Annotated in this window: 18 protein-coding genes and 2 rRNA genes (1 of these 20 only partly in view); 10 read left to right on the top strand and 10 right to left on the bottom strand. The window is 39.4% G+C overall.

Annotation, left to right across the window (positions count from 1 at the left end; all coding sequences use genetic code 11):
- The 8 genes from TOL2_RS10625 to fusA form a co-directional block, all read left to right on the top strand.
- A 23S ribosomal RNA gene (locus tag TOL2_RS10625) occupies positions 1 to 300 on the top strand (it extends 2,696 nt beyond the left edge of the window).
- A gap of 134 nt (positions 301 to 434) precedes the next feature.
- Positions 435 to 551: ribosomal RNA gene (gene rrf, locus TOL2_RS10630) — 5S ribosomal RNA — on the top strand.
- A gap of 353 nt (positions 552 to 904) precedes the next feature.
- Positions 905 to 2,269 carry an exodeoxyribonuclease VII large subunit gene (gene xseA, locus TOL2_RS10635; protein ID WP_014957472.1) on the top strand — a complete coding sequence of 455 codons (1,365 nt, stop codon included), beginning with the start codon at positions 905 to 907 and terminating at the stop codon, positions 2,267 to 2,269.
- Positions 2,262 to 2,489, top strand: a complete 228-nt coding sequence (gene xseB / locus TOL2_RS10640) for an exodeoxyribonuclease VII small subunit (RefSeq protein ID WP_014957473.1) — start codon at positions 2,262 to 2,264, stop codon at positions 2,487 to 2,489. Before xseA ends, xseB begins: the two co-directional genes overlap by 8 nt.
- 6 nt (positions 2,490 to 2,495) lie before the next feature.
- Positions 2,496 to 3,413, top strand: a complete 918-nt coding sequence (locus tag TOL2_RS10645; protein ID WP_014957474.1) for a polyprenyl synthetase family protein — start codon at positions 2,496 to 2,498, stop codon at positions 3,411 to 3,413.
- Between the two features lie 21 nt (positions 3,414 to 3,434).
- Positions 3,435 to 5,321 (top strand): 1-deoxy-D-xylulose-5-phosphate synthase, encoded by a 1,887-nt coding sequence (dxs, locus tag TOL2_RS10650; RefSeq protein ID WP_014957475.1) that lies wholly within the window; start codon positions 3,435 to 3,437, stop codon positions 5,319 to 5,321.
- On the top strand, positions 5,302 to 6,075 hold the full coding sequence (locus tag TOL2_RS10655) for a TlyA family RNA methyltransferase (RefSeq protein ID WP_014957476.1): 774 nt from the start codon (positions 5,302 to 5,304) through the stop codon (positions 6,073 to 6,075). The genes dxs and TOL2_RS10655 overlap by 20 nt, the downstream gene beginning before the upstream one ends.
- A 69-nt stretch (positions 6,076 to 6,144) precedes the next feature.
- Positions 6,145 to 8,220 (top strand): elongation factor G, encoded by a 2,076-nt coding sequence (gene fusA / locus TOL2_RS10660; RefSeq protein WP_014957477.1) that lies wholly within the window; start codon positions 6,145 to 6,147, stop codon positions 8,218 to 8,220.
- Between the two features lie 84 nt (positions 8,221 to 8,304).
- On the opposite strand, the gene TOL2_RS10665 is transcribed toward fusA, so the two are convergent.
- From TOL2_RS10665 to TOL2_RS10685, 5 genes are read right to left on the bottom strand one after another with little or no spacing between them, the layout of a single operon-like run.
- Positions 8,305 to 9,009 (bottom strand): lysophospholipid acyltransferase family protein, encoded by a 705-nt coding sequence (locus tag TOL2_RS10665; RefSeq protein ID WP_014957478.1) that lies wholly within the window; start codon positions 9,007 to 9,009, stop codon positions 8,305 to 8,307.
- A complete protein-coding gene (locus TOL2_RS10670) occupies positions 9,006 to 9,893 on the bottom strand; it encodes a diacylglycerol/lipid kinase family protein (protein ID WP_014957479.1) in 888 nt (295 codons plus the stop codon). Before TOL2_RS10670 ends, TOL2_RS10665 begins: the two co-directional genes overlap by 4 nt.
- 12 nt (positions 9,894 to 9,905) lie before the next feature.
- Positions 9,906 to 11,012 carry an SPL family radical SAM protein gene (locus tag TOL2_RS10675; RefSeq protein ID WP_014957480.1) on the bottom strand — a complete coding sequence of 369 codons (1,107 nt, stop codon included), beginning with the start codon at positions 11,010 to 11,012 and terminating at the stop codon, positions 9,906 to 9,908.
- Complete coding sequence (locus tag TOL2_RS10680) at positions 11,009 to 11,983, bottom strand: ParB N-terminal domain-containing protein (protein ID WP_014957481.1); 975 nt, start codon at positions 11,981 to 11,983, stop codon at positions 11,009 to 11,011. The genes TOL2_RS10675 and TOL2_RS10680 overlap by 4 nt, the downstream gene beginning before the upstream one ends.
- On the bottom strand, positions 11,976 to 12,863 hold the full coding sequence (locus TOL2_RS10685) for a phosphoribosylaminoimidazolesuccinocarboxamide synthase (RefSeq protein WP_014957482.1): 888 nt from the start codon (positions 12,861 to 12,863) through the stop codon (positions 11,976 to 11,978). The genes TOL2_RS10680 and TOL2_RS10685 overlap by 8 nt, the downstream gene beginning before the upstream one ends.
- Before the next feature lie 229 nt (positions 12,864 to 13,092).
- On the opposite strand from TOL2_RS10685, the gene TOL2_RS10690 reads away from it, so the two are divergent.
- Together TOL2_RS10690 and TOL2_RS10695 are read left to right on the top strand one after the other, a co-directional pair.
- The gene (locus TOL2_RS10690) at positions 13,093 to 14,394 is read left to right on the top strand and encodes a TolC family protein (RefSeq protein ID WP_014957483.1); all 1,302 of its coding nucleotides are present in this window, start codon (positions 13,093 to 13,095) and stop codon (positions 14,392 to 14,394) included.
- Positions 14,395 to 14,407: 13 nt separating this feature from the next.
- Positions 14,408 to 14,722 carry a hypothetical protein gene (locus TOL2_RS10695; RefSeq protein WP_014957484.1) on the top strand — a complete coding sequence of 105 codons (315 nt, stop codon included), beginning with the start codon at positions 14,408 to 14,410 and terminating at the stop codon, positions 14,720 to 14,722.
- Between the two features lie 5 nt (positions 14,723 to 14,727).
- Here the strand turns inward: TOL2_RS10695 and aroC are convergent, their stop codons facing one another.
- The 5 genes from aroC to pheA are packed head-to-tail and all read right to left on the bottom strand — an operon-like array spanning position 14,728 to position 19,535.
- On the bottom strand, positions 14,728 to 15,783 hold the full coding sequence (gene aroC, locus TOL2_RS10700; RefSeq protein WP_014957485.1) for a chorismate synthase: 1,056 nt from the start codon (positions 15,781 to 15,783) through the stop codon (positions 14,728 to 14,730).
- Positions 15,770 to 16,330 (bottom strand): shikimate kinase AroL, encoded by a 561-nt coding sequence (gene aroL / locus TOL2_RS10705; RefSeq protein ID WP_014957486.1) that lies wholly within the window; start codon positions 16,328 to 16,330, stop codon positions 15,770 to 15,772. The genes aroC and aroL overlap by 14 nt, the downstream gene beginning before the upstream one ends.
- A 2-nt stretch (positions 16,331 to 16,332) precedes the next feature.
- On the bottom strand, positions 16,333 to 17,589 hold the full coding sequence (gene aroA / locus TOL2_RS10710; protein ID WP_014957487.1) for a 3-phosphoshikimate 1-carboxyvinyltransferase: 1,257 nt from the start codon (positions 17,587 to 17,589) through the stop codon (positions 16,333 to 16,335).
- A complete protein-coding gene (gene aroE, locus TOL2_RS10715; protein WP_014957488.1) occupies positions 17,590 to 18,435 on the bottom strand; it encodes a shikimate dehydrogenase in 846 nt (281 codons plus the stop codon).
- Positions 18,432 to 19,535: a prephenate dehydratase gene (pheA, locus tag TOL2_RS10720; protein WP_014957489.1), complete on the bottom strand. Its 1,104-nt coding sequence runs from the start codon at positions 19,533 to 19,535 to the stop codon at positions 18,432 to 18,434. Before pheA ends, aroE begins: the two co-directional genes overlap by 4 nt.
- Between the last annotated feature and the right edge of the window lie 166 nt (positions 19,536 to 19,701).

Below are 19,701 nucleotides of genomic sequence, written 5' to 3' on the forward strand. Positions count from 1 at the left end.
AGTTTGGTCCCTATCTTTCGTGGGCGCAGGATATTTGAGGAGATCTGATCCTAGTACGAGAGGACCGGATTGGACCAACCAATGGTGTTCCAGTTGTCGCGCCAGCGGCATTGCTGGGTAGCTAAGTTGGGTATGGATAACCGCTGAAAGCATCTAAGCGGGAAGCCAACTTCAAGATTAGATATCCCATCTATTTATAGACTAAAGACCCCTTGAAGACTACAAGGTTGATAGGCCAGGTGTGTAAGCACAGTAATGTGTTCAGCTGACTGGTACTAATAGGTCGTGAGGCTTAGCCACTTTTTCCACAGATAACTTTGAACGCTTTAATGCAAACATATTAAAATTTACTGCAACTTATTATAAATTTAAGGATTTATCGGACATGTAACCCATTAAAAAATATTCAAACGTCCGGGATCCAGCCATCTTAATCCGGTGGCTATGGCAAAGAGGTCACACCCGTACCCATCTCGAACACGGAAGTTAAGCTCTTTAGCGTCGATGGTACTGCATGGGAGACTGTGTGGGAGAGTAGAACGCCGCCGGATTATTCTTTAAAAAGCCCTGATCGTTAAAACCTGTAATATGGTTCAATGATCAGGGCTTTTTGCGTTTTGCGATTTAGATGATTTTTCCCCAGACACCTTGCCAAGGAGGGCAGGGTTTTGAAATAACCCATAGGGTTACAAGGTTTGTTGCTCGTTTAAATATATATCATAAAAGTTTACATAATATATATTATCAGACGCCAAGGAAATATGCTATTTTTACATATATTGCACATATAGCGTTTTGATACAGAATTTATATTTATTTTAAAATAATAATTTTATTGTTAAAATATTCCCTTTGTTTTATAAATATAAATTTTGCATTTTACATGGTTCAATATGGTTAAACAATGATAATAACAGGAAAAAAAACTGGGCAGCCTTATACTGTCTCAAAACTAACAAGAGAAATCAAATCTCTTTTAGAAGAAACCTATCCATTTGTATGGGTAACAGGTGAAATTTCTAACTATGCAGTACCTGCTTCCGGTCATTCTTATTTTTCCTTAAAAGATCAACAAGCAGTTATCAGTGCCGTAATGTTTAAGAATCAAAAACGGACATTAAAATTTAAACCTGAAAACGGTATGAAGATTAATGGACTGGCAAGGCTTACACTTTATGAACCCCGGGGTGCTTATCAGCTTATTTTTGAATATTTGGAACCGGAAGGCGCAGGTTCTATGCAGGTTGCTTTTGAACAACTAAAAAAAAAATTATCCAATAAAGGTTTTTTTGATGACAAATATAAAAAAGCCATCCCGTTTTTACCTTCAAAAATAAGCGTGATAACTTCCGGTACAGGAGCTGCTGTCAAAGATATCATCAATGTCGCTCAAAGACGGTTTTTAAACTGCCACATTGAAATTATTTCGGTTAAAGTACAGGGAGATGGATCAGAAAATGAAATTAGTGATGCCATTAACCTTGTAAATCAACATCAAAGTATGGATCACAAAATATCGGACATCATAATTCTTGCCCGGGGTGGCGGATCATTGGAAGATCTGGCCGCATTTAATTCAGAAACCGTTGCCAATGCCATTTTTGCTTCCTCTATACCAATTATTACCGGTGTCGGTCATGAAACCGATTACACTATTGCTGATTTTGTAGCAGATTTAAGGGCTCCTACACCTTCTGCGGCGGCGGAACTGGCTCTGCCAGACAAAAACAATCTGGTGCAAACAGTTTTAAAATTGCAGGAAAGTTTAACCATATCCGTAAAAAAGAAAATTATTGTACACCACCAGACTGTTTCTTATTTGATTTCAAGATTAAAAAGTCCCAGAACAATTATTTATGATTTTCGATTCAAGCTTGAGGATTATAAATCAAGATTAATTAATATGATGACGCAGTATGTACAGTATAAAAAAGAAAAACTTAGCTGGTTGTCAAATTCGCTTCATTCCAGGCAGCCCCTTAAAAAAATTTTTGACCACCAGCGGCAGGTTAAAAGACTTTCCAACGAGTTCACACATAATTTTCAAAAAAAAATTCAACAGATGAAAACAGATCATTTGGAACTGACCTCTAAACTTCAGGCGCTTAATCCAAAAGCAGTTTTAGACAGAGGGTACAGTATCTCAAGATTTGTTTCCGACAAAAAGTTGATCACTAATTCAAGTGATGTGAAAAAAAATGATCAAATTGAGGTAATTCTTTCTAAAGGACAATTGATTACAAGAGTGGAAAAGATAAAAAATGGCTAAGAAAAAAACATTTGAAGAAGCATTAAAAGAGCTTGAAGATATTGTAAGACAAATGGAATCAGGTGATTTACCACTTGAAGATGCGGTTAAAAAATATGAGTCAGGTATGAAACAATCCAAATATTGCCTGGATCTTTTAGATAAAACAGAGCAAAAAATATCTCTGCTGACTAAAGACCTTGATGGTAATGTAAAAGAAGAACCATTTGAAAATGAATAGTGTATAATGATGAATAATATAAACTTTAATTTGCAGCATTATCTAAAAGAAAAAAGAAAACTGGTAAACCAATACCTGAAACTTATTTTTCAGCCTTATGACCAGACGCGTGAACTTATTATGGCCATGGATCATTCACTTATGGCCGGGGGAAAAAGGCTGCGCCCTATCCTGTCAATGGCTGCTGCCCAGGCCTGTGGAAAAGATTTCCTGCTTGCCCTGCCCGCTTGCTGTGCCATGGAAATTATCCACACCTATTCTTTGATTCATGATGATTTGCCGGCCATGGATGATGATGATTTGCGACGAGGGTTGCCCACCTGTCATAAAAAATTTTCCGAAGCCACCGCCATCCTGGCAGGAGATGCATTATTGACTCACGCATTTAATGTCCTTTCCAATCCTCAACCCTTTTTTGAAATTTATCCGGACAATGACACAAGACTTCAATTGATTTCAATCTTTTCTGCCGCAGCCGGTATCCAGGGGATGGTTGAAGGCCAGATGCTGGATATTCAGTCCTATCAACCCGGGCAAAATAACAGGTTAGCCCACCTGAAGAAGATACATGCACTTAAAACCGGCAAATTGATCACCGCCAGTGTTGAATCAGGTGCAGTAAGTGTTGGAGCCGATTTAAAAACTATTGTAAAATTAAAGTGTTATGCAGATCAAATCGGCCTGGCATTTCAGGTGGCGGATGATATTTTAAACATAGAAGGAGATCCTGAAATCATGGGCAAATCTGCCGGGTCTGATGAGCAAAATGATAAAATGACGTTTCCTGCAATTATTGGCCTGGATGAGTCAAAAAAATACGCAAAAATGCTTGTTGAAAATGCTATTGATGAGATTTCAAATTTTGATGAAACCGCAGCACCTTTGAGGGCCATTGCCAATTATATTATTAACAGGAACCATTAATTGAATTGAGGTTGATACATTTTGAGTTTGCTTGAACAAATAAAAACATCCAAAGACATAAAACAACTCACCAGAAAAGAACTCAAACTTCTGGCCAAGGATATTCGAAACCGAATTATCGACGTGGTTTCAAAAAACGGTGGACATCTGGCCTCAAGCCTGGGAGCCGTGGAATTAACTCTGGCCATCCATTATGTGTTTGATCTGCCAACCGATACATTGATATGGGATGTTGGCCATCAATCTTATGCACACAAACTGATAACAGGAAGAAATGACACCTTTGACACACTTCGCCGGTATAAAGGCATATCAGGATTTTCTAAAATCAAGGAAAGTCCCTATGACGGTTTCACTGTGGGGCATTCTTCAACCTCTATTTCAGCTGGGCTGGGGGTGTGTTATGGCAACTATTTAAACAAGGATGATTCCGATGTTATTTCGGTTATCGGAGATGGTTCTCTCACTGCAGGGCTGGCCTATGAAGGGCTGAACCAGGCCGGAGAATTGAAAAAACGAAATTTGATTGTCATCCTGAACGACAATGATATGTCCATTTCTCCCAATGTTGGTGCTTTGTCTTCTTTTTTAAGCCGTACGTTTTCAGCCAGATATCTTCAGGCCATGAGAAACCGATTTGGGTCGTTTTTAAAGTCTTTGCCGAAAATTGGTGATGACATTTATAAAATTGCCAAACGGTCTGAAGAGTCTTTTAAAACATTCATGACACCGGGGATGTTATTTGAAGCCTTTAATTTTGATTATTTCGGCCCTATTGACGGCCATAACCTGGATCATTTGATCGATATCCTGAAAAACATCAAAAACCCTAAAGATCCAGTCCTTCTGCATGTTACAACTGTAAAAGGCAAGGGTTATGAACCCGCTGAAAAAAATCCGGTTTATTTTCATGGGGTAGGCTCTTTTGCGGTTGATACGGGTAAAAGCAAAAAAATACCCAACGGGATTCCTAGCTACACCCAAGTGTTCGGCTCTTATATGCTCAGTCTTGCTGAAAATAATGAAAAAATAGTTGCAGTTACGGCTGCCATGCCTGAAGGGACCGGGCTGATTGAGTTTTCCAAACAATATCCAGACCGGTTTTTTGATGTGGGGATTGCAGAACAACACGCAGTAACATTTTCAGCCGGTTTGGCATCAAAGGGTTTAAAACCTGTTGTTGCCATTTATTCAACATTTTTACAACGAGCCTTTGACCAAATTCTTCATGATGTTTGCATTGATTCACATCCTGTTGTGTTTGCCATTGACCGGGGAGGTGTTGTTGGAGAAGACGGCCCCACGCACCATGGCCTTTTTGATTATTCATATCTTAGGTGTATGCCCAATATGACCATTATGGCACCAAAGGATGAAAATGAACTTGTAAGAATGCTGGTTACAGCAGTTCAGCACACTGGGCCTGTGGCTGTTCGATACCCCCGGGGAACAGGAGAAGGCGTACAAGTTGAAAATAATCCTACGCCGATAAAAATAGGGAAAGCCAAGGTCATAAGTAAAGGTGATGACTTGTTGATTATTGCCATAGGAAATTCTGTTAACGAGGCTGTAAAAGCAAGCAAGTGCCTGGAGGAGCAGGGTATTTATACAACAGTGATTAATGCACGGTTTGTAAAGCCTCTTGATACGGATTTGATAATGGAATATGCAGTAAAAATCAAGAAAATCATCACGGTTGAAGAGCATGTTCTTGATGGCGGATTCGGGTCTGCTGTTTTGGAAATGTTATCAGATCAAGGCGTTACGAGATATTCACTTAAGCGGATTGGCATTAAAAACAGATTTGTAGAGCATGGCCCCCAGAATATTTTAAGAAAAGAGTATGAAATAGACTATTTGGCTATTACAGACGCAGCAATGGAAATCCATGGCAAAACAATCGAATAAAGGTACAAAAAATAAAACCAGGCTTGATCTTTTTGTCGTTGAAAAAGAAATGGTTAAATCCCGACAGCGAGCAAAGGCTTTAATTATGGCGGGTAAAGTTTTTGTAAATGGCATGCCTGTGGATAAACCCGGAAGCTTGATTGCCGATGATGCAAAGGTGATCGTAAAACAGGATGATAACCCGTTTGTCAGCCGGGGAGGCTTAAAGCTTGAAAAGGCATTGAAAACAATCCCGGTCTCGGTAAAGAATTTGACCTGCCTTGATATTGGTGCTTCAACCGGCGGTTTTACCGATTGTCTGCTTCAGCATGGGGCAGGTAAAGTTTATGCTGTGGATGTGGGATATGGTCAATTTGACTGGTCTTTAAGACAAAACAAGAGGGTTGTGGTTATTGAAAGAACCAATATACGGCATATGCCCTTTGAAGTTATTAACGAAAAAGTTGATGTGGTTGTAGCAGACACGTCATTTATTTCTCTTAAGGTTGTGATACCGTCTGCTGAAAAATTCATGAAAAAAGACACAATGGTTTTGGCACTGATCAAACCACAATTTGAAGCAGGAAGACAGAATGTAGGCAAGGGTGGTGTTGTAAAGGACCCTGAAGTCAGGAAACAAGTGATTAAAGACTTGGAAGTCTTTTTCAAAGAAAAGGGATACCAGATAAACCAGGTAGTCCCCTCCCCTATTTCAGGCCCGAAAGGAAATAAAGAATATATTATATCCTTAACTTTTCAAGAAAATTTAAAATAACACTGTTAATTTTATTTAAATTTTATTATTTAAATGTAACTTTTTATTAATTGTTTATAAGGAGCAGTAATGAGCGAAGAAATTAAAACCATGAGAAATGTGGCTCTGGCTGGCCATGGGGGTGCAGGCAAGACAACTCTTGCTGAGGCTATGCTATTTAAAGCCGGAGTTACCAACCGTCTTGGGAAGGTTGAAGAAGGCAATACCGTAATGGACTTTCAACCGGAAGAAACCAGAAAACAGCAGAGTATTAACACATCATTTATTAAGTATACCCATAATAAGCATACAATTACTTTAATAGATACTCCTGGTGATCAGAATTTTTTCTCTGCTGCTAAAACATGCTTTCCTGTTGCAGACTGTATGGCATTTGTGATTGACGGAGTCGGCGGACCGTCCGCCATGACCGAAGAAGCCGCAGCCAGTGCATTGGAATATAATCTGCCCGGTTTTGTGATTGTAAATAAACTGGATCGTGAAAGATCTGATTTTTCAACCTGTATTGAAGCCTGTAAAACCGCACTTAAAAAAAAGATCCTTCCCATATTTTATCCCATCGGTTCTGAAGATGACTTTAAAGGGTATGTAAATATTATTTCAGGCCAGGCTTTTGAATATGACGCTGATGGAAAATCAAGTAAAATTGATGTGCCTGCGGATATGTTGGATGATATTGAGCTGGCAAAAGAAGAATTTGTTGAGAATGTGGCTGAACTTGATGATGAGCTTCTTGAAAAATACCTTGAAGGTGAAGAAATCACAGAAGATAAACTCAAGGCAGCATTTCGGCAGGGTATTCTGGATGCCCAATTTTATCCGGCTATCTGTTCTTCAGCTACAAAAATGATTGGCATTGATGTTATTTCCGATATTATCAATGATTATATGCCGTCTCCCCTTGACAGAGGTGACTGGACTGCCAAAGATGCCAATGGTGAAGATATTATTGTTTCTCCTGATCCGGATGCGGAATTTTGCGGATTTGTTTTCAATACTATTGTTGACCCCTATGCAGGCCGACTCTCCCTTTTCAGAGTGATTTCAGGAACTCTTGGAAAAGAAGGCAATGTTTTTAATACGACAAAAGACAAAAAAGAGCGGTTTTCACAACTTCTTGAGATTGCCGGCAAAGAGCAAAAAAATATTACCAGAGCGATTCCTGGATCTATTGTGGCTGTGGCTAAATTAAAAGACACCTTGACCGGGGATACTTTGACAGGTGGAAAAGAAATTCAAATTCCCGCGCCCAAGCCCATGCCACCAGTTATATCCTTTGCCATATCCCCCAAAGCAAAAAGTGATGAAGATAAGATTCATGAAGCCGTCAGAAAAATTCTTGAAGAAGATACAGGCCTTTTGTTGAACAGAAACGAAGAAACCAAACAGACCGTTCTTTCAGGCAGAGGCCTTGTTCATATCGAAGTGACTGCTGAGAAAATTCAAAGAAAATTTAATGTGGGCATGGATATTGAGACACCAAAGGTTGCCTATCGTGAGACCTTCAAGAAAAAAGTCCGTGTTCAGGGTAAACATAAAAAACAGTCTGGTGGACATGGTCAGTATGGTGACTGCTGGATAGTTCTTGAACCGCTTCCCAGTGGTTCGGGATTTGAATTTGTAGATAAGATTGTCGGTGGTGTTATCCCGAAAAATTATATTCCAGCCGTTGAAGCCGGTGTAAGAGAGGCATCGCAAACCGGTATCCTGGCTGGATTCCCTTGCGTGGACTTCAGGGTAACAGTTGACTTTGGATCTTATCATTCTGTGGACTCTTCCGAGATGGCTTTTAAAATGGCAGGAACTCTTGCATTTAAAAATGCTGCCAAAGATGCAAAAGCGACCCTGCTTGAACCGATCATGAAAATTGCCGTAAAAGTACCTGAAGACAGTACCGGTGATATTATGGGAGATCTTAATTCCAGGCGAGGCAGAGTTCTGGGAATGGATTCGGAGGATGACAAACAGATCATCAATGCCCTGGTTCCCATGGCTGAAATACTGCGCTATGCACCAGATTTAAGTTCAATGACAGGTGGCAGAGGAACATTTTCCATGGAATTTGCACAATATGACGTGGTTCCGGGTGATCTTTCTCAAAAAGTCATTGACAAGGTAAATGCTGAAAAAGAAGAGAACAAATAAACACATTGCATCATTGTGATTAAGACAATCAAACCGGACAGTTAAGAATTACATCTTACCTGTTCGGTTTTTTATTGTTTATTTTTAGGATTTGCTTAATTTATAGATCGTCTCAAAAAGAGTCTGCTGTAATTCTTCTATGGATAAATTTTGAAACTCTTCATGGGAAATTGGTTTACCGATATTTACCATTACCACTCCCGGATTTAAAATTAAACTTCCTTTCCGATTATAATCAAACAAACCCTTTATTCCAAACGGCAGAATATCTGTATGGGCATCTTTGGCCAGGTGAAAAGGCCCTTTTTTAAATGGTTTCATTTCTCCGGTCAGGGTTCTGTGGCCTTCCGGTAATATACCAATACTAATCCCGGACAAGAGTGCCTTTTTTGCCGTTTCAAGGCTTAAGATGGCATTTTCAAGATTGTTTCTTTTGATGGGAATGCAGCCCCATTTTCGAATCAAATATCCCCACACCGGCAAAGAAAAATGATACGAAGCTTCTACTCCGACAAAGCACAGGGGAATGGCCGCCGGAATGACGAAAATATCAAACAGACTTTGGTGATTTCCCATGATTAAATAAGGCTGATCAGGGATTATGTATTCTTTACCGGTTACAATGAGTCTTATTCCCATAACCCTAATTAAAATTTTGAACAGGCGTCTGGCCATAGTGAATGTTGTTTCCCGAGATAGTGTAAACAGGCATAAAACAAGAATAAAAGCTGAAACCAAAAAAAAGATACCACCAACAATCCATAACCCTGTTGAAATTATCTTTTTCACCTCAGATACCGTATCATTTTATGGTGTACGCTTATGGTTGTCGGTGTAACTCCAAATATCTCACCGTCCGGTGATAAGGTCTTACCGGGCCATGTTTTGATGATTGCTTTTTGAGCCTTGATATGTTTTACGGCAGGATGCCGGATATGGGTACCGGTATAAATTTGGGGCAAGGTTGTCAAAAGAGTGGTTCGGGATACTTTTTCTGCAATAATGATATCCATAAAACCATCATCAATTTCAGCATCAGGAGCTATGAGCATGTTCCCGCCGGTAAACCGTGAATTGCAGAACTCAACAAAACAATTTTCCTGCGATACCGGTTTTCCGTCAATTTCAAGTTCCATATGGTGGCAAGAAAGCCTTGCAGCCCTGTAAAAGACGCCGATAAGGTAAGAAAAGTTCTTTAAGAATTTAAATTTCTGAGCTGTTTTTGCCACGTCAGTGGCAAACCCCAACCCAAGTATGTTGACAAAATATTTTTTTTTTGTGCCCTGTGTAAAAGAGCAGACATCCACCCATCTTGGATTATTTTTCACAAGGGATCTGATACCATCTTCAAACGTATGTATATTCAGATCCCTGGCAAAAGAATTCCCGGTGCCGACCGGAATAACGGCAATGGGTGGAATTTTTTCAGGTTTAAATCTGGAAAGAAGACCGTTTAAAACGTGAAAATTGCTTCCATCGCCACCCACGGCAGCAATGGCATCATATTGTTTTATGTTAAGGTCCGAGGCTATTTTGAGTATATGTCCATGATAACAAGATAGATGAGTCTGATAATCAATATGGTGTGCTGCCAGCTTTTTTTCAATGACAGGCAGCAGTTTTCCAACTTTTTTCCCGCCGGCATACGGGTTTGCGATTAAAGCAACTTTCATAACGCCCTTTTTTTATAAAAGATTGTAATTTAAATCACAATGAGAGACCGCACTTTTATCCAGCATATGGCCAAGTTCCCCTTCTTTTGCAGGAAAGAATCCCATACATTTTTCCCATACTTCTTCATCTTCCATGCAAAAATAGACCAGCAGATCAGGCGCATATTCCTTTATGCATGAAATAATTTCTTTGTACAGTTTTATTCTCAATGGTTTAAAATATCGCATTTTATTATCCAGTCCAAGGATAAATTCTCCGTAACAGATGGTTGACTGCTTGAATCTGGTTTCAATTAACTGCTTTAATTTGGGCATGAAACGAAATGTTCCAATACTGATCCATACAATGCTTTGGCTGCTTACATATTCAAAAATCTGTTGAATGACTTTTTTATACTCAATTTCACAGCCAGGATAAATCACCAGGGGATCGAAATGAAATGCAAGCCTGTATCCTTTTGATTCGGCTTGCCTGGCTGCCTCAAAACGGGCTTTGAGGGATGCGGTTCCTTTTTCTTCGGAACTAATAATATCCGGCGTGTTCAATGACCAGGCAAGGACGGTTTTGCCATTGTGATCAAGCGGAAGCAACGAGTCAATATTAACGGTTTTGGTTTTAAGTTCCAAAAGACAATTATTCTGCCGGGCAAATTTTTCAACCAGAAATTTAGGCACAAGGCTGACTTTTTCCCAGATAAGAGAATCCGTATATTCACCTGTACCGATTCTAAATATTTTGTTCTGGCTGAACGTTTTTTCAAGGGCGTGATCAAGGGTTTCAAGTCCGGCAAAATATTGCAGCACAGGCGGATGGAAATAAGCCTGAAGAATGCAATATGAGCAATCCATGGTACAAAAAGTGCCGGTATGAAGGATGGTATAATCACAACAGGTATAATAACTGGTTCCGGGGCATTCCTTGACGACAGCTCCCTTGTTCTTCGTAACATAGAGCGTTGATTTTGCCTTTAAGACGGGATCATCCGCCTTATTGATAAAATCATAGACTGTTTTTGAGTCATCTACCCATTGAGGCTCTGCGTTAATTTGTGATATCAGATAATTAAGTTCCATATCCAGGGGTATGGTTTTATCAATAAAAAGTGTGTCGATTTTCATAGGTTGAAAATTTCTTTTAATTCCTTGCTTTCTAAAGCCGCAGCCAGATGATGACTATGTGTCTTAAACTCGTCATAATTTTTGGCTTTAAAGGAGATGGAATAATATTGGCCCTCAAAGTTTTCCGGCGGCAACAATTTAATATTACCCCCCAGTTTAAGGGCGGCTGTTTTTTCCCGGACCAGTTGATGTGTTTGGAAAATGGCTGGAAATCGCCGTTCAAAGAGATAAGCCCGCAGGTGTGTGGTTTTTAATCCTGGTTCTTTATTTTCATCCAAAAGAATTTCCCGGATTGCTTTAGTTTTAAAAAAGTCTGTGGGGTTAACCGCATCTCTGGCTGTAATTTCAATGATATGCTGTATGATTTCAAACTGCTTGCTGTTAGAGGCCTTGATTTTTGAAAAAATATTCAAAAAAATTTCCATGGTCGCTTTTTCAAAAGAAGAAATTCTTTGAGCAGACTTTAAAGACAGATTACCCAGATGGATTAATTCCAAAGCCTTATCAGGCAAAGCCCCGATTGTTAATAAATCCTCTACAAACCGAATATTGAGTTTTGTGTTGAATATGGCAGGTGATTTTTCCGCGATCTGTTCCTTATCCAGAAAGGAAGACAAGCGCCTGGTACAGATGATCAGTTCACGATGGGTTAAAGGCCGTTGAAATGCAAGGGCTGTTATGGATTTTAAAAGACATTGATAATCACTTGCATCCGGTTTTGTTTGATATGCAACTATTTTTGTTTTTTTATTATAAATCTGAGCTTTTACTCTGTTAAACCCTGAAATAATAATAAATTTTTTGCCAGCAGGCCTGACAATGGGAGGATATGTCAGGCCTGCTTCTTTAATGGACTGTGCCAGAAAGATGATATCATGATCAGAAACCGAAATTTTATACCGTTCATCTGTTAAATCAATGTCAGACAAATTTATTTCAGATAAATCTATTTCATAAAGAATATCAGACATTGTCACCGGTCAGCCGTGTATAAATCTCTTTATATGTCTTGGAGGTTCTTTCAATAACATCCTGTGGAAGGTTTGGTCCGGGCGGGGTCTTATCCCATCCTGATGAAATGAGCCAGTCTCTTACATATTGCTTGTCAAAGCTGTTTTGGCCCCTTCCCGGTTCATAGTCGCTTGATGGCCAGAACCTGGAGGAATCCGGTGTGAGAATTTCATCAATCAGGATGATTTCTCCGTCCAACTCACCAAATTCAAATTTTGTATCTGCAATGATAATTCCTTTTGTAAGGGCATATTCAGCGCCTTTTTTATATATTGCAAGGCTTAAATCCCTTAGCTTTTCAGCTTTTTCTCTGCCTATCAGCTTAATAGCCTCATCAAAGCTGATATTGATATCATGATCACCGACTTCAGCTTTGGAAGATGGTGTAAAAAGAGGCTGTTCAAGTTTATCAGATTCTTTCAGGCCTTTGGGCAACTGAATTCCGCAGACATGACCCTCTTTTTGATATGAACTCCAGCCTGAGCCTGAAATATAGCCTCTTACAATGCATTCAACCGGCAGAGGGTCGGCTTTTTTAACAAGCATGCTTCGTTTGTCCAAAGCTTTTAAATGAGGTTTGAACTCCTCGGGATAGTCATTGACATTGGTAGTGATAATATGATTTTTAACAATGCTTTCCATTTGTTTAAACCAGAATACAGATATCTGGTTCAATACTTTTCCCTTGTCAGGAATAATGTCCGGCAACACTACATCAAAAGCGGAAAGCCTGTCAGTTGTAACCATCAACAGTGATTCACCCGTATCAAATATATCCCTGACCTTGCCCTGCCTGACCAATGACAAATCATCAAATTGAGTCTTAGGAATGGACGCCATCTCAATCTCCTTATTTTATTACAATTTATATTGTTTGATTTGAGGTGATTAATATCATAAAATTTAATATTTATCCATATGCAGACTTTCTAAATCCATTTTTTACATTAAAAACAAAGCAAAAATATTTTACAATTATTTGATTTTAATGTTCTGTAAACTTGACTCGGGTTGCTAAATGATATTATTGTTGATGGTATTTTGATTTTTAAAAAAATGAGGTTATCAAATGAATAAAGTACCAATTTTATTATTTTATAGCATGTTCTTTGTCGTTTTCTTCCAGATTCCTGCATATTGTCAAACAACTTATTCTCTCTATGAATTAACACAACTGGCCAATAAACATAGTGAGACCATTAAAATAGCACAAGAAGATGTGTATATAGCAAATCAGGACAAGGCCAGAGCTTTGTCCGTTTTAATTCCCAGAGCCACAGCATATGGCAGGTTGACTGAATATAAAAACGACGATATCTCTATTCCCGACACCCTGACATTAGGTGTCAAATTAACACAGTCATTTACTTTGAATGGAAAAGAGCTGATTGCTTTGGATGTCACAAAAACAGCTATTGAAGGTAAGCAGTTTTCACTTGAAAGCATCCGTTCACAGTACTTATTACAGGTGTCACAAGCCTATTACAATATTTTAAGCGCACAAAGGTTTGTTGAGATTGCCCTGTCGGATGTTAATCGCCTGAGTTCTCACAGGGATGCTGTAAAAGAAAAATTGAGTGTCGGAAATGTAACCAAAACGGATTTATACAGGGCTGAAGCAGAACTGTCTAAATCATTGACCGAACAGGTAAGAGCAGAAAACAGGATGCTTCAAAGCAAGGCTGCCTTACACAATCTTGTTGAAATTGAAGATGATTTTACTCTTCAAAAAGATGATATTGGAGAAATTGAAAATTATGAGATCACTCTTGGTGATATTCAAATTGATGCATTAAACAACAGATCAGAAATAAAAGAAGCAAAGAAAAATCTTGAGATCACAAAAAAAACCATTAAATTCAAAAAAAGTGATTACTGGCCTACACTTGAACTTGAGGCAGGATACAAAGAAACCGACATCAAATATGATTTCGGCCCAACGACTGTGGAAGACGACACAAACGCCGCATATATCATGGGGGAACTTATGTTTACCTTGTATGACGGAGGCTTAAGAAAAGCCGAAATCCGTCAGGCGCTTGCAGATCATAGAAAAGCTGCCGATGCATTGACCCTGCAGGAAAAAGCGATCATTCTGGATTCAAAAATTTCTTTTCTGGATTACAAAACTGCAAAAAGTGCATTATTGAATTTACAAGATGAACTTAAATTTGCCCGGGAAAACTTTAATGCCGTTCAAATGCAGTTCAAATATGGAATGGCGGACAGCATTGATATGATGGATGCAAATACACTGTTGGTTTCGGCTCAAAGAAGGAGTTTGGATGCTAAGTATACATACTATCTTTCCGTGCTGAAAATTTTATACACCAAGGGCGATCTACTTGCCTTTCTTTTAAAACAAGCCTGAAGGAGAGTTTTACATGTATGAAATAATTGCAAACCCTGAAGAGTACCGGATTGATCATCTCATCAACGGCACCGGCAATGCAAATATTGAAATTTCCAAAGAGGAAAAAGACAAATGGGCAGGTGAAATTGTAAACTTCAGTGAAAAACTGACTGAATTTGCAAAAAAATCAAAAGCATTGGCAAACCTTCTTGCCGGTTCAGAAGTCATCTCAACTACCCCGGCATCATTGAAAACATTGAAAATTCAATTGTTCATGATCAATGATGCTTTAAGTTCAGCCATTGAAATTGCAGATAAACTTGAATCGGATATTATAAAAAAATAAATCCGTCAACCCAGGGTTTTCTGGCGTAATATATGGTCTGTGAGGACAATCGCCATCATGGCTTCACAGACCATATTAATTCTTGGAATGGCACAGATATCATGGCGCCCTTGTGTTGAAATTTCTCTTGAATTACCATTTTCATCAATAGTTTTTTGAGGTTTTAAGATTGAAGGGATGGGTTTGACATGAACCCTTGCAATGATATCATCTCCGTTTGAAATTCCTGCCAGGATACCGCCGGAATGATTTGTTTGAAATCCATCCGGTAAAATCTGGTCATTGTTCTCAAAACCGGTCATTTGAGACGCACAGGTACCTGCCCCTATCTCAACGGCCTTGACAGCACCGATACTCATCAGTGCCTTGGCAATATCCGCATCAAGTTTGTCAAAAACAGGCTCTCCAATGCCTGCAGGTACATTGGATGCAATGATTTGCACTACACCTCCCAGAGAGTCTCCTTGTTTTTTCACATCTGCAATTTTTAATTCCATCTTACGGACAGCCTCGGAATCAGGACATAGCAAATCGTTTTTTGCTTTTTGGGAGATATCATCAATCCGGTTGGCCCGGATACCGCCAATTTCAAGCGTGTAGGTTTTTATTTTAATACCCTGCTGATCAAGTACAAGTTGGGCAACAGCCCCTGCTGCAACCCTTGCTGCCGTTTCCCTTGCAGAAGCTCTTCCGCCGCCCCTGAAATCCCGGATACCGTATTTGGCCTGATAAGTATAATCCCCATGCCCGGGCCTGAAAAGAGAGGCGATATTGTCATATGATTTTGATTTTGCATCTTTATTCTCAATCATAATCATAATGGGTGTTCCCGTGGTAAGGCCATTAAACGTACCAGACATGATAATGGGGTGATCAGGTTCTTTTCTTTTTGTACCGGATATGCCCTGACCAGGTTTTCTTTTGTCTAAAGCCTTTTGTATCAAGGCCTCGTCAATGGCAAGGCCCGGAGGGCAGCCTTGAATCACAACCCCGATTGCTTGGCCGTGTGATTCTCCAAAGGTTGTGATATTAAATGCTTTTCCAAAACTACTGCCTGACATTTTTTAATCTCCTGTCAATGATATTAACGATTTCGTCGGGGGAATGGACACTGGTATCAATCCTTAAATGAGCTGTATTTTCATAGAAAGGCTTTCTTTGCCGTATCAATTCATCAGTTTCTTTTAAAAGGTCATCAGTTGTAAGCGCCGGCCGGGAGTCACGAGTTTTATCATCCCTGTTCAACCTGAGCAAAATTGTCTTGATATCTGCATCAAGCCAGATGCAAACTCCGTTGGCTTTTATAAATTCCCGGTTCTCAGTATCCATAATAATACCGCCGCCTGTGGCAACAACAGTATTTTTGATATTTTTTGTTTTCAATAGTGTTTTTTTTTCAATTTGCCGGAATTTTTCCCATCCATGGGTTTGAACAATTTTTAAAATACTTGATCCGGTCTGTTGTTCAATGACCCGGTCAGTATCCATAAAGTCAAATTCAAGTTGATCTGCAAGCAGTTTGCCTATGGTAGTCTTTCCGGTACACCTGTATCCTGTAAGAAAAATTTTCATATCTGGTTTGAGTTCTGGTTTGAGTTCTGGTTTCATATCTATAACGCTTCAAAAATATTCCAATAATTTGGAAATGATTTTTCAACACAGGTTTCATTTTCAATTTCAATGCCGTTAACCAACAGTCCGGGAATGGAAAACGCCATTGCAATTCTGTGATCATTAAAAGTTTCTATTCTTGCCCCTTTGGGAGTTCCGCCGGTGATTTCAAGATAATCGCTTCCCTGGGTTACGGTTATCCCCATTTTTATCAGTTGTGAAGAAACCGCGTCAATCCTGTCACACTCTTTTTCTCTTAAATGTTCAATATTAATGATTCTGGTTTTTCCTTTGGCAAAGCTTGCAACAATTGCAATAGCAGGGACGGCATCAGGTGTATCTGCCATATCCACATCAATGCCGTTAAGAGTGCCTCCACAAACACCAATCCTGTTATTTTCAATTTTCAGGGTGCATCCCATCTGTTCCAGAATCTTAATCTGCTTTAAATCCCCCTGCAAAGAATTTTCACTGATATTTTCAACAAAAATCATTTTCCCTGTAATCGCACCAATTGCCCAGAAATAACCGGCATTGGAAAGATCTGGCTCAACAAAAAAATTGCCTGGAATATAGGTCTGTTCTCCTGCAACCTTGTAATGGGTGGTATCGATTTGGCGGGCTTTAACATTGAATTTTTTCATGATATCAATGGTCAAATCAATATAGGGAGAAGATACAGGCGGACTGTCAAGGCTGATATCAAGCCCGTTTTTCATCAATGCCCCCATCATTAAAAGAGAGGACAGGTACTGGCTGCTTTTGGAACAGTCAATGTTAACAGCCCCCCCTTCCCTGCTGCCTCCCCGGATATAAACAGGAGGTGTGCCGTTCGGGTTTTGTGAAGTTGCATCAATTCCCAACATATTTAATGCATCAAGCAATTCTATCATCGGCCGTTCACACATCCTCTGATCACCAGTGAGAGCATAACGTGTATTTCCCAGTGCTGCGATCCCTGCAAGAAGCCGCATGGAGGTGCCGGAATTGCCCAGATAAATATCGCTGTCACAGTTGTGAGGGGTTCCGCCAAACCCCAAAACCTTGTAATGATGGTCTTTAAGGTACTCAATATTTGCTCCCATCTGTTTGAGCGCACCCATGGTGAGGTTTATATCATCGCTTTGAAGAAGATTTTCAATATTTGATGTTCCACTGGAAAGGGATGCGCAAATCATCATGCGATGGGAGATGCTTTTGGATCCCGGAATCACGACAGCCTGGTCTTGAATATCTTTTGGTATAATCTGTTTCAATTAATTATTTTCCTTTATTATGGTTTGCCGCATAAGTTTTATATCCGGTAATATATCTGTCCACAGCTTAAATTGAGCAGCACCCTGATGCAAAAACATGGACAGACCGTCAATGGTTGTACATCCCTTGCTTTGGGCTATGGACAATAATTTTGTTTTCAAAGGGGTATACACAATATCCATAACAATCATCCGAGAATCCAGAAGGGTTGATGGAAAAGCACAGGTTTCAATATCAGGACTCATGCCAATGGATGTTGTGTTGATGATAATATCAGCATTAATAATACCTGTTTTATTTATTGCGTCTTTATTTATTTCGGTTTGATTCATTTTATCCATGGAAATAAACTCGGCATTATATTTTGATGCCAGTTTTTTACCCCGTTCCTTGTTTCTGTTGATAATAACAAGTTTGCCTTTTTCTTTGTGTATTCCATAGGCAACAGCTTGGGCAGCCCCGCCGGCTCCAATGATACATACTTTTTTGTTCATTATGCAAAAGGGTCTTAAAGGAGAAACAGCAGCCTTATAGTCTGTGTTATATCCTATAAGTTTTCCATTCCTATTCACTACAGTGTTGACTGCACCAATACTCAACGCCTCCTCGTCAATTTCATCAAGATACTTCATGATGCTTTCTTTGAATGGTATGGTAACAGAAGCGCCTTTGATGTTTAAGGTTCTCATTGCCTTCACGCCATCTGAAATTTCATCAATTTCAAAGGCCAGGTAGACTGAATTCATATGATGTTTTTGAAAACAGGCATTATGAATTAAAGGGCTTTTAGAATGGGTGACCGGTTTTCCAAAAATGCAGTAAAGTTTTGTTTTAGAATCAATCATGCTTCATGCGCCTCTTTAGCAAACACTGGATAAGACCCCAGTATTTTCAACGAAAGAGAATATTGTTTGATCTCTTCAATGGTATCTGCAACACGCTTATCCAGCTTGTGTCCTTCAATATCAAGAAAAAAATAATAACTCCAGTTATGATGCCGTGTGGGCCTGGATTCAAGTTTCAGCATATTAAGCTGTGCCCTGTTAACTGGTTCAAGGGCTTTAAACAGGGCGCCGGGTACATGGGAAGTGGCAAACATAATGGATGTTTTATCCTGTCCTGTGGGTTCAGGCATCTCTTTGCCAATAACAAGGAATCTTGTAATATTTCCCGAATAATCTTCTATTTTTGATTCAATTGACTGCAATTCATACAGATGAGCTGCCTGTTTGCCGGCAATGGCAGCAATGGTTTTGTCATCAGACGCCAGAAGAGCGGCCTTGGAGGTACTGGTGGTCTCAAATATTTCAGCATGAGCAAATTTTTTTTTAATCCAGGTTTTACATTGGGCCAATGCCTGGGGATGAGAGTAAATTTTTTGAACATCTTCTGCTTCACCTGTTATGGATAACAAATCATGAGAGACAGGTTCATAGTGTTCCGCACAAATATTCAGATCAAAGTCGGCGAACAGATCAAGGGTATGATTGACAGCCCCCTCAATTGAATTTTCAACAGGCACCACACCAAAATGACTTTGATTTTTTTCAACTTCCCTGAAAATTTCATATAAATTAGGCTGCTCGACAAATTTGCCGGAATGCTTGAAGTGAGTCAGTGCAGCAACATGAGTATAGCTTGCTTCAGGTCCCAGAAATGATATGGTTTTGGGCTTTTGAATTTCCCGAGTGGCGGTAATTATGACATTGAAAACATATCGTAATAAATCTTTACCGGCCGGTCCCCGGTTCAGCTTAAACAATCTTTCAATCAACTTTCGTTCCCGTGTCCGGTCAAGGATTTGACTGCCGGTTTGCTTTTTGATTGTCCCGACCTTTTGACCGATTTCAAGTCGCTGGTTAATCAAACTCAAAAGTTGTGAATCAATGGTGTCTATTTGATTTCTTAGCCGGTTTAATTCATGTTCAGAGTTTTTTTCATTCATTATGGCATACCATCTCATTAATAATTAATAAAAAAACCGCATCAGTTGTTTAATCTGCTGCGGTTTTAAGTGCTTTTTAATTTGTTGGAATGTTAATAAGCTCACCACAGACTATGATGTATTGTAAAAAAATACCAAAAATAGGTAAAAAAAATATCTGTAGTCT

It is taken from the genome of Desulfobacula toluolica Tol2, from assembly GCF_000307105.1.
Classification (GTDB): Bacteria; Desulfobacterota; Desulfobacteria; order Desulfobacterales; family Desulfobacteraceae; genus Desulfobacula; species Desulfobacula toluolica.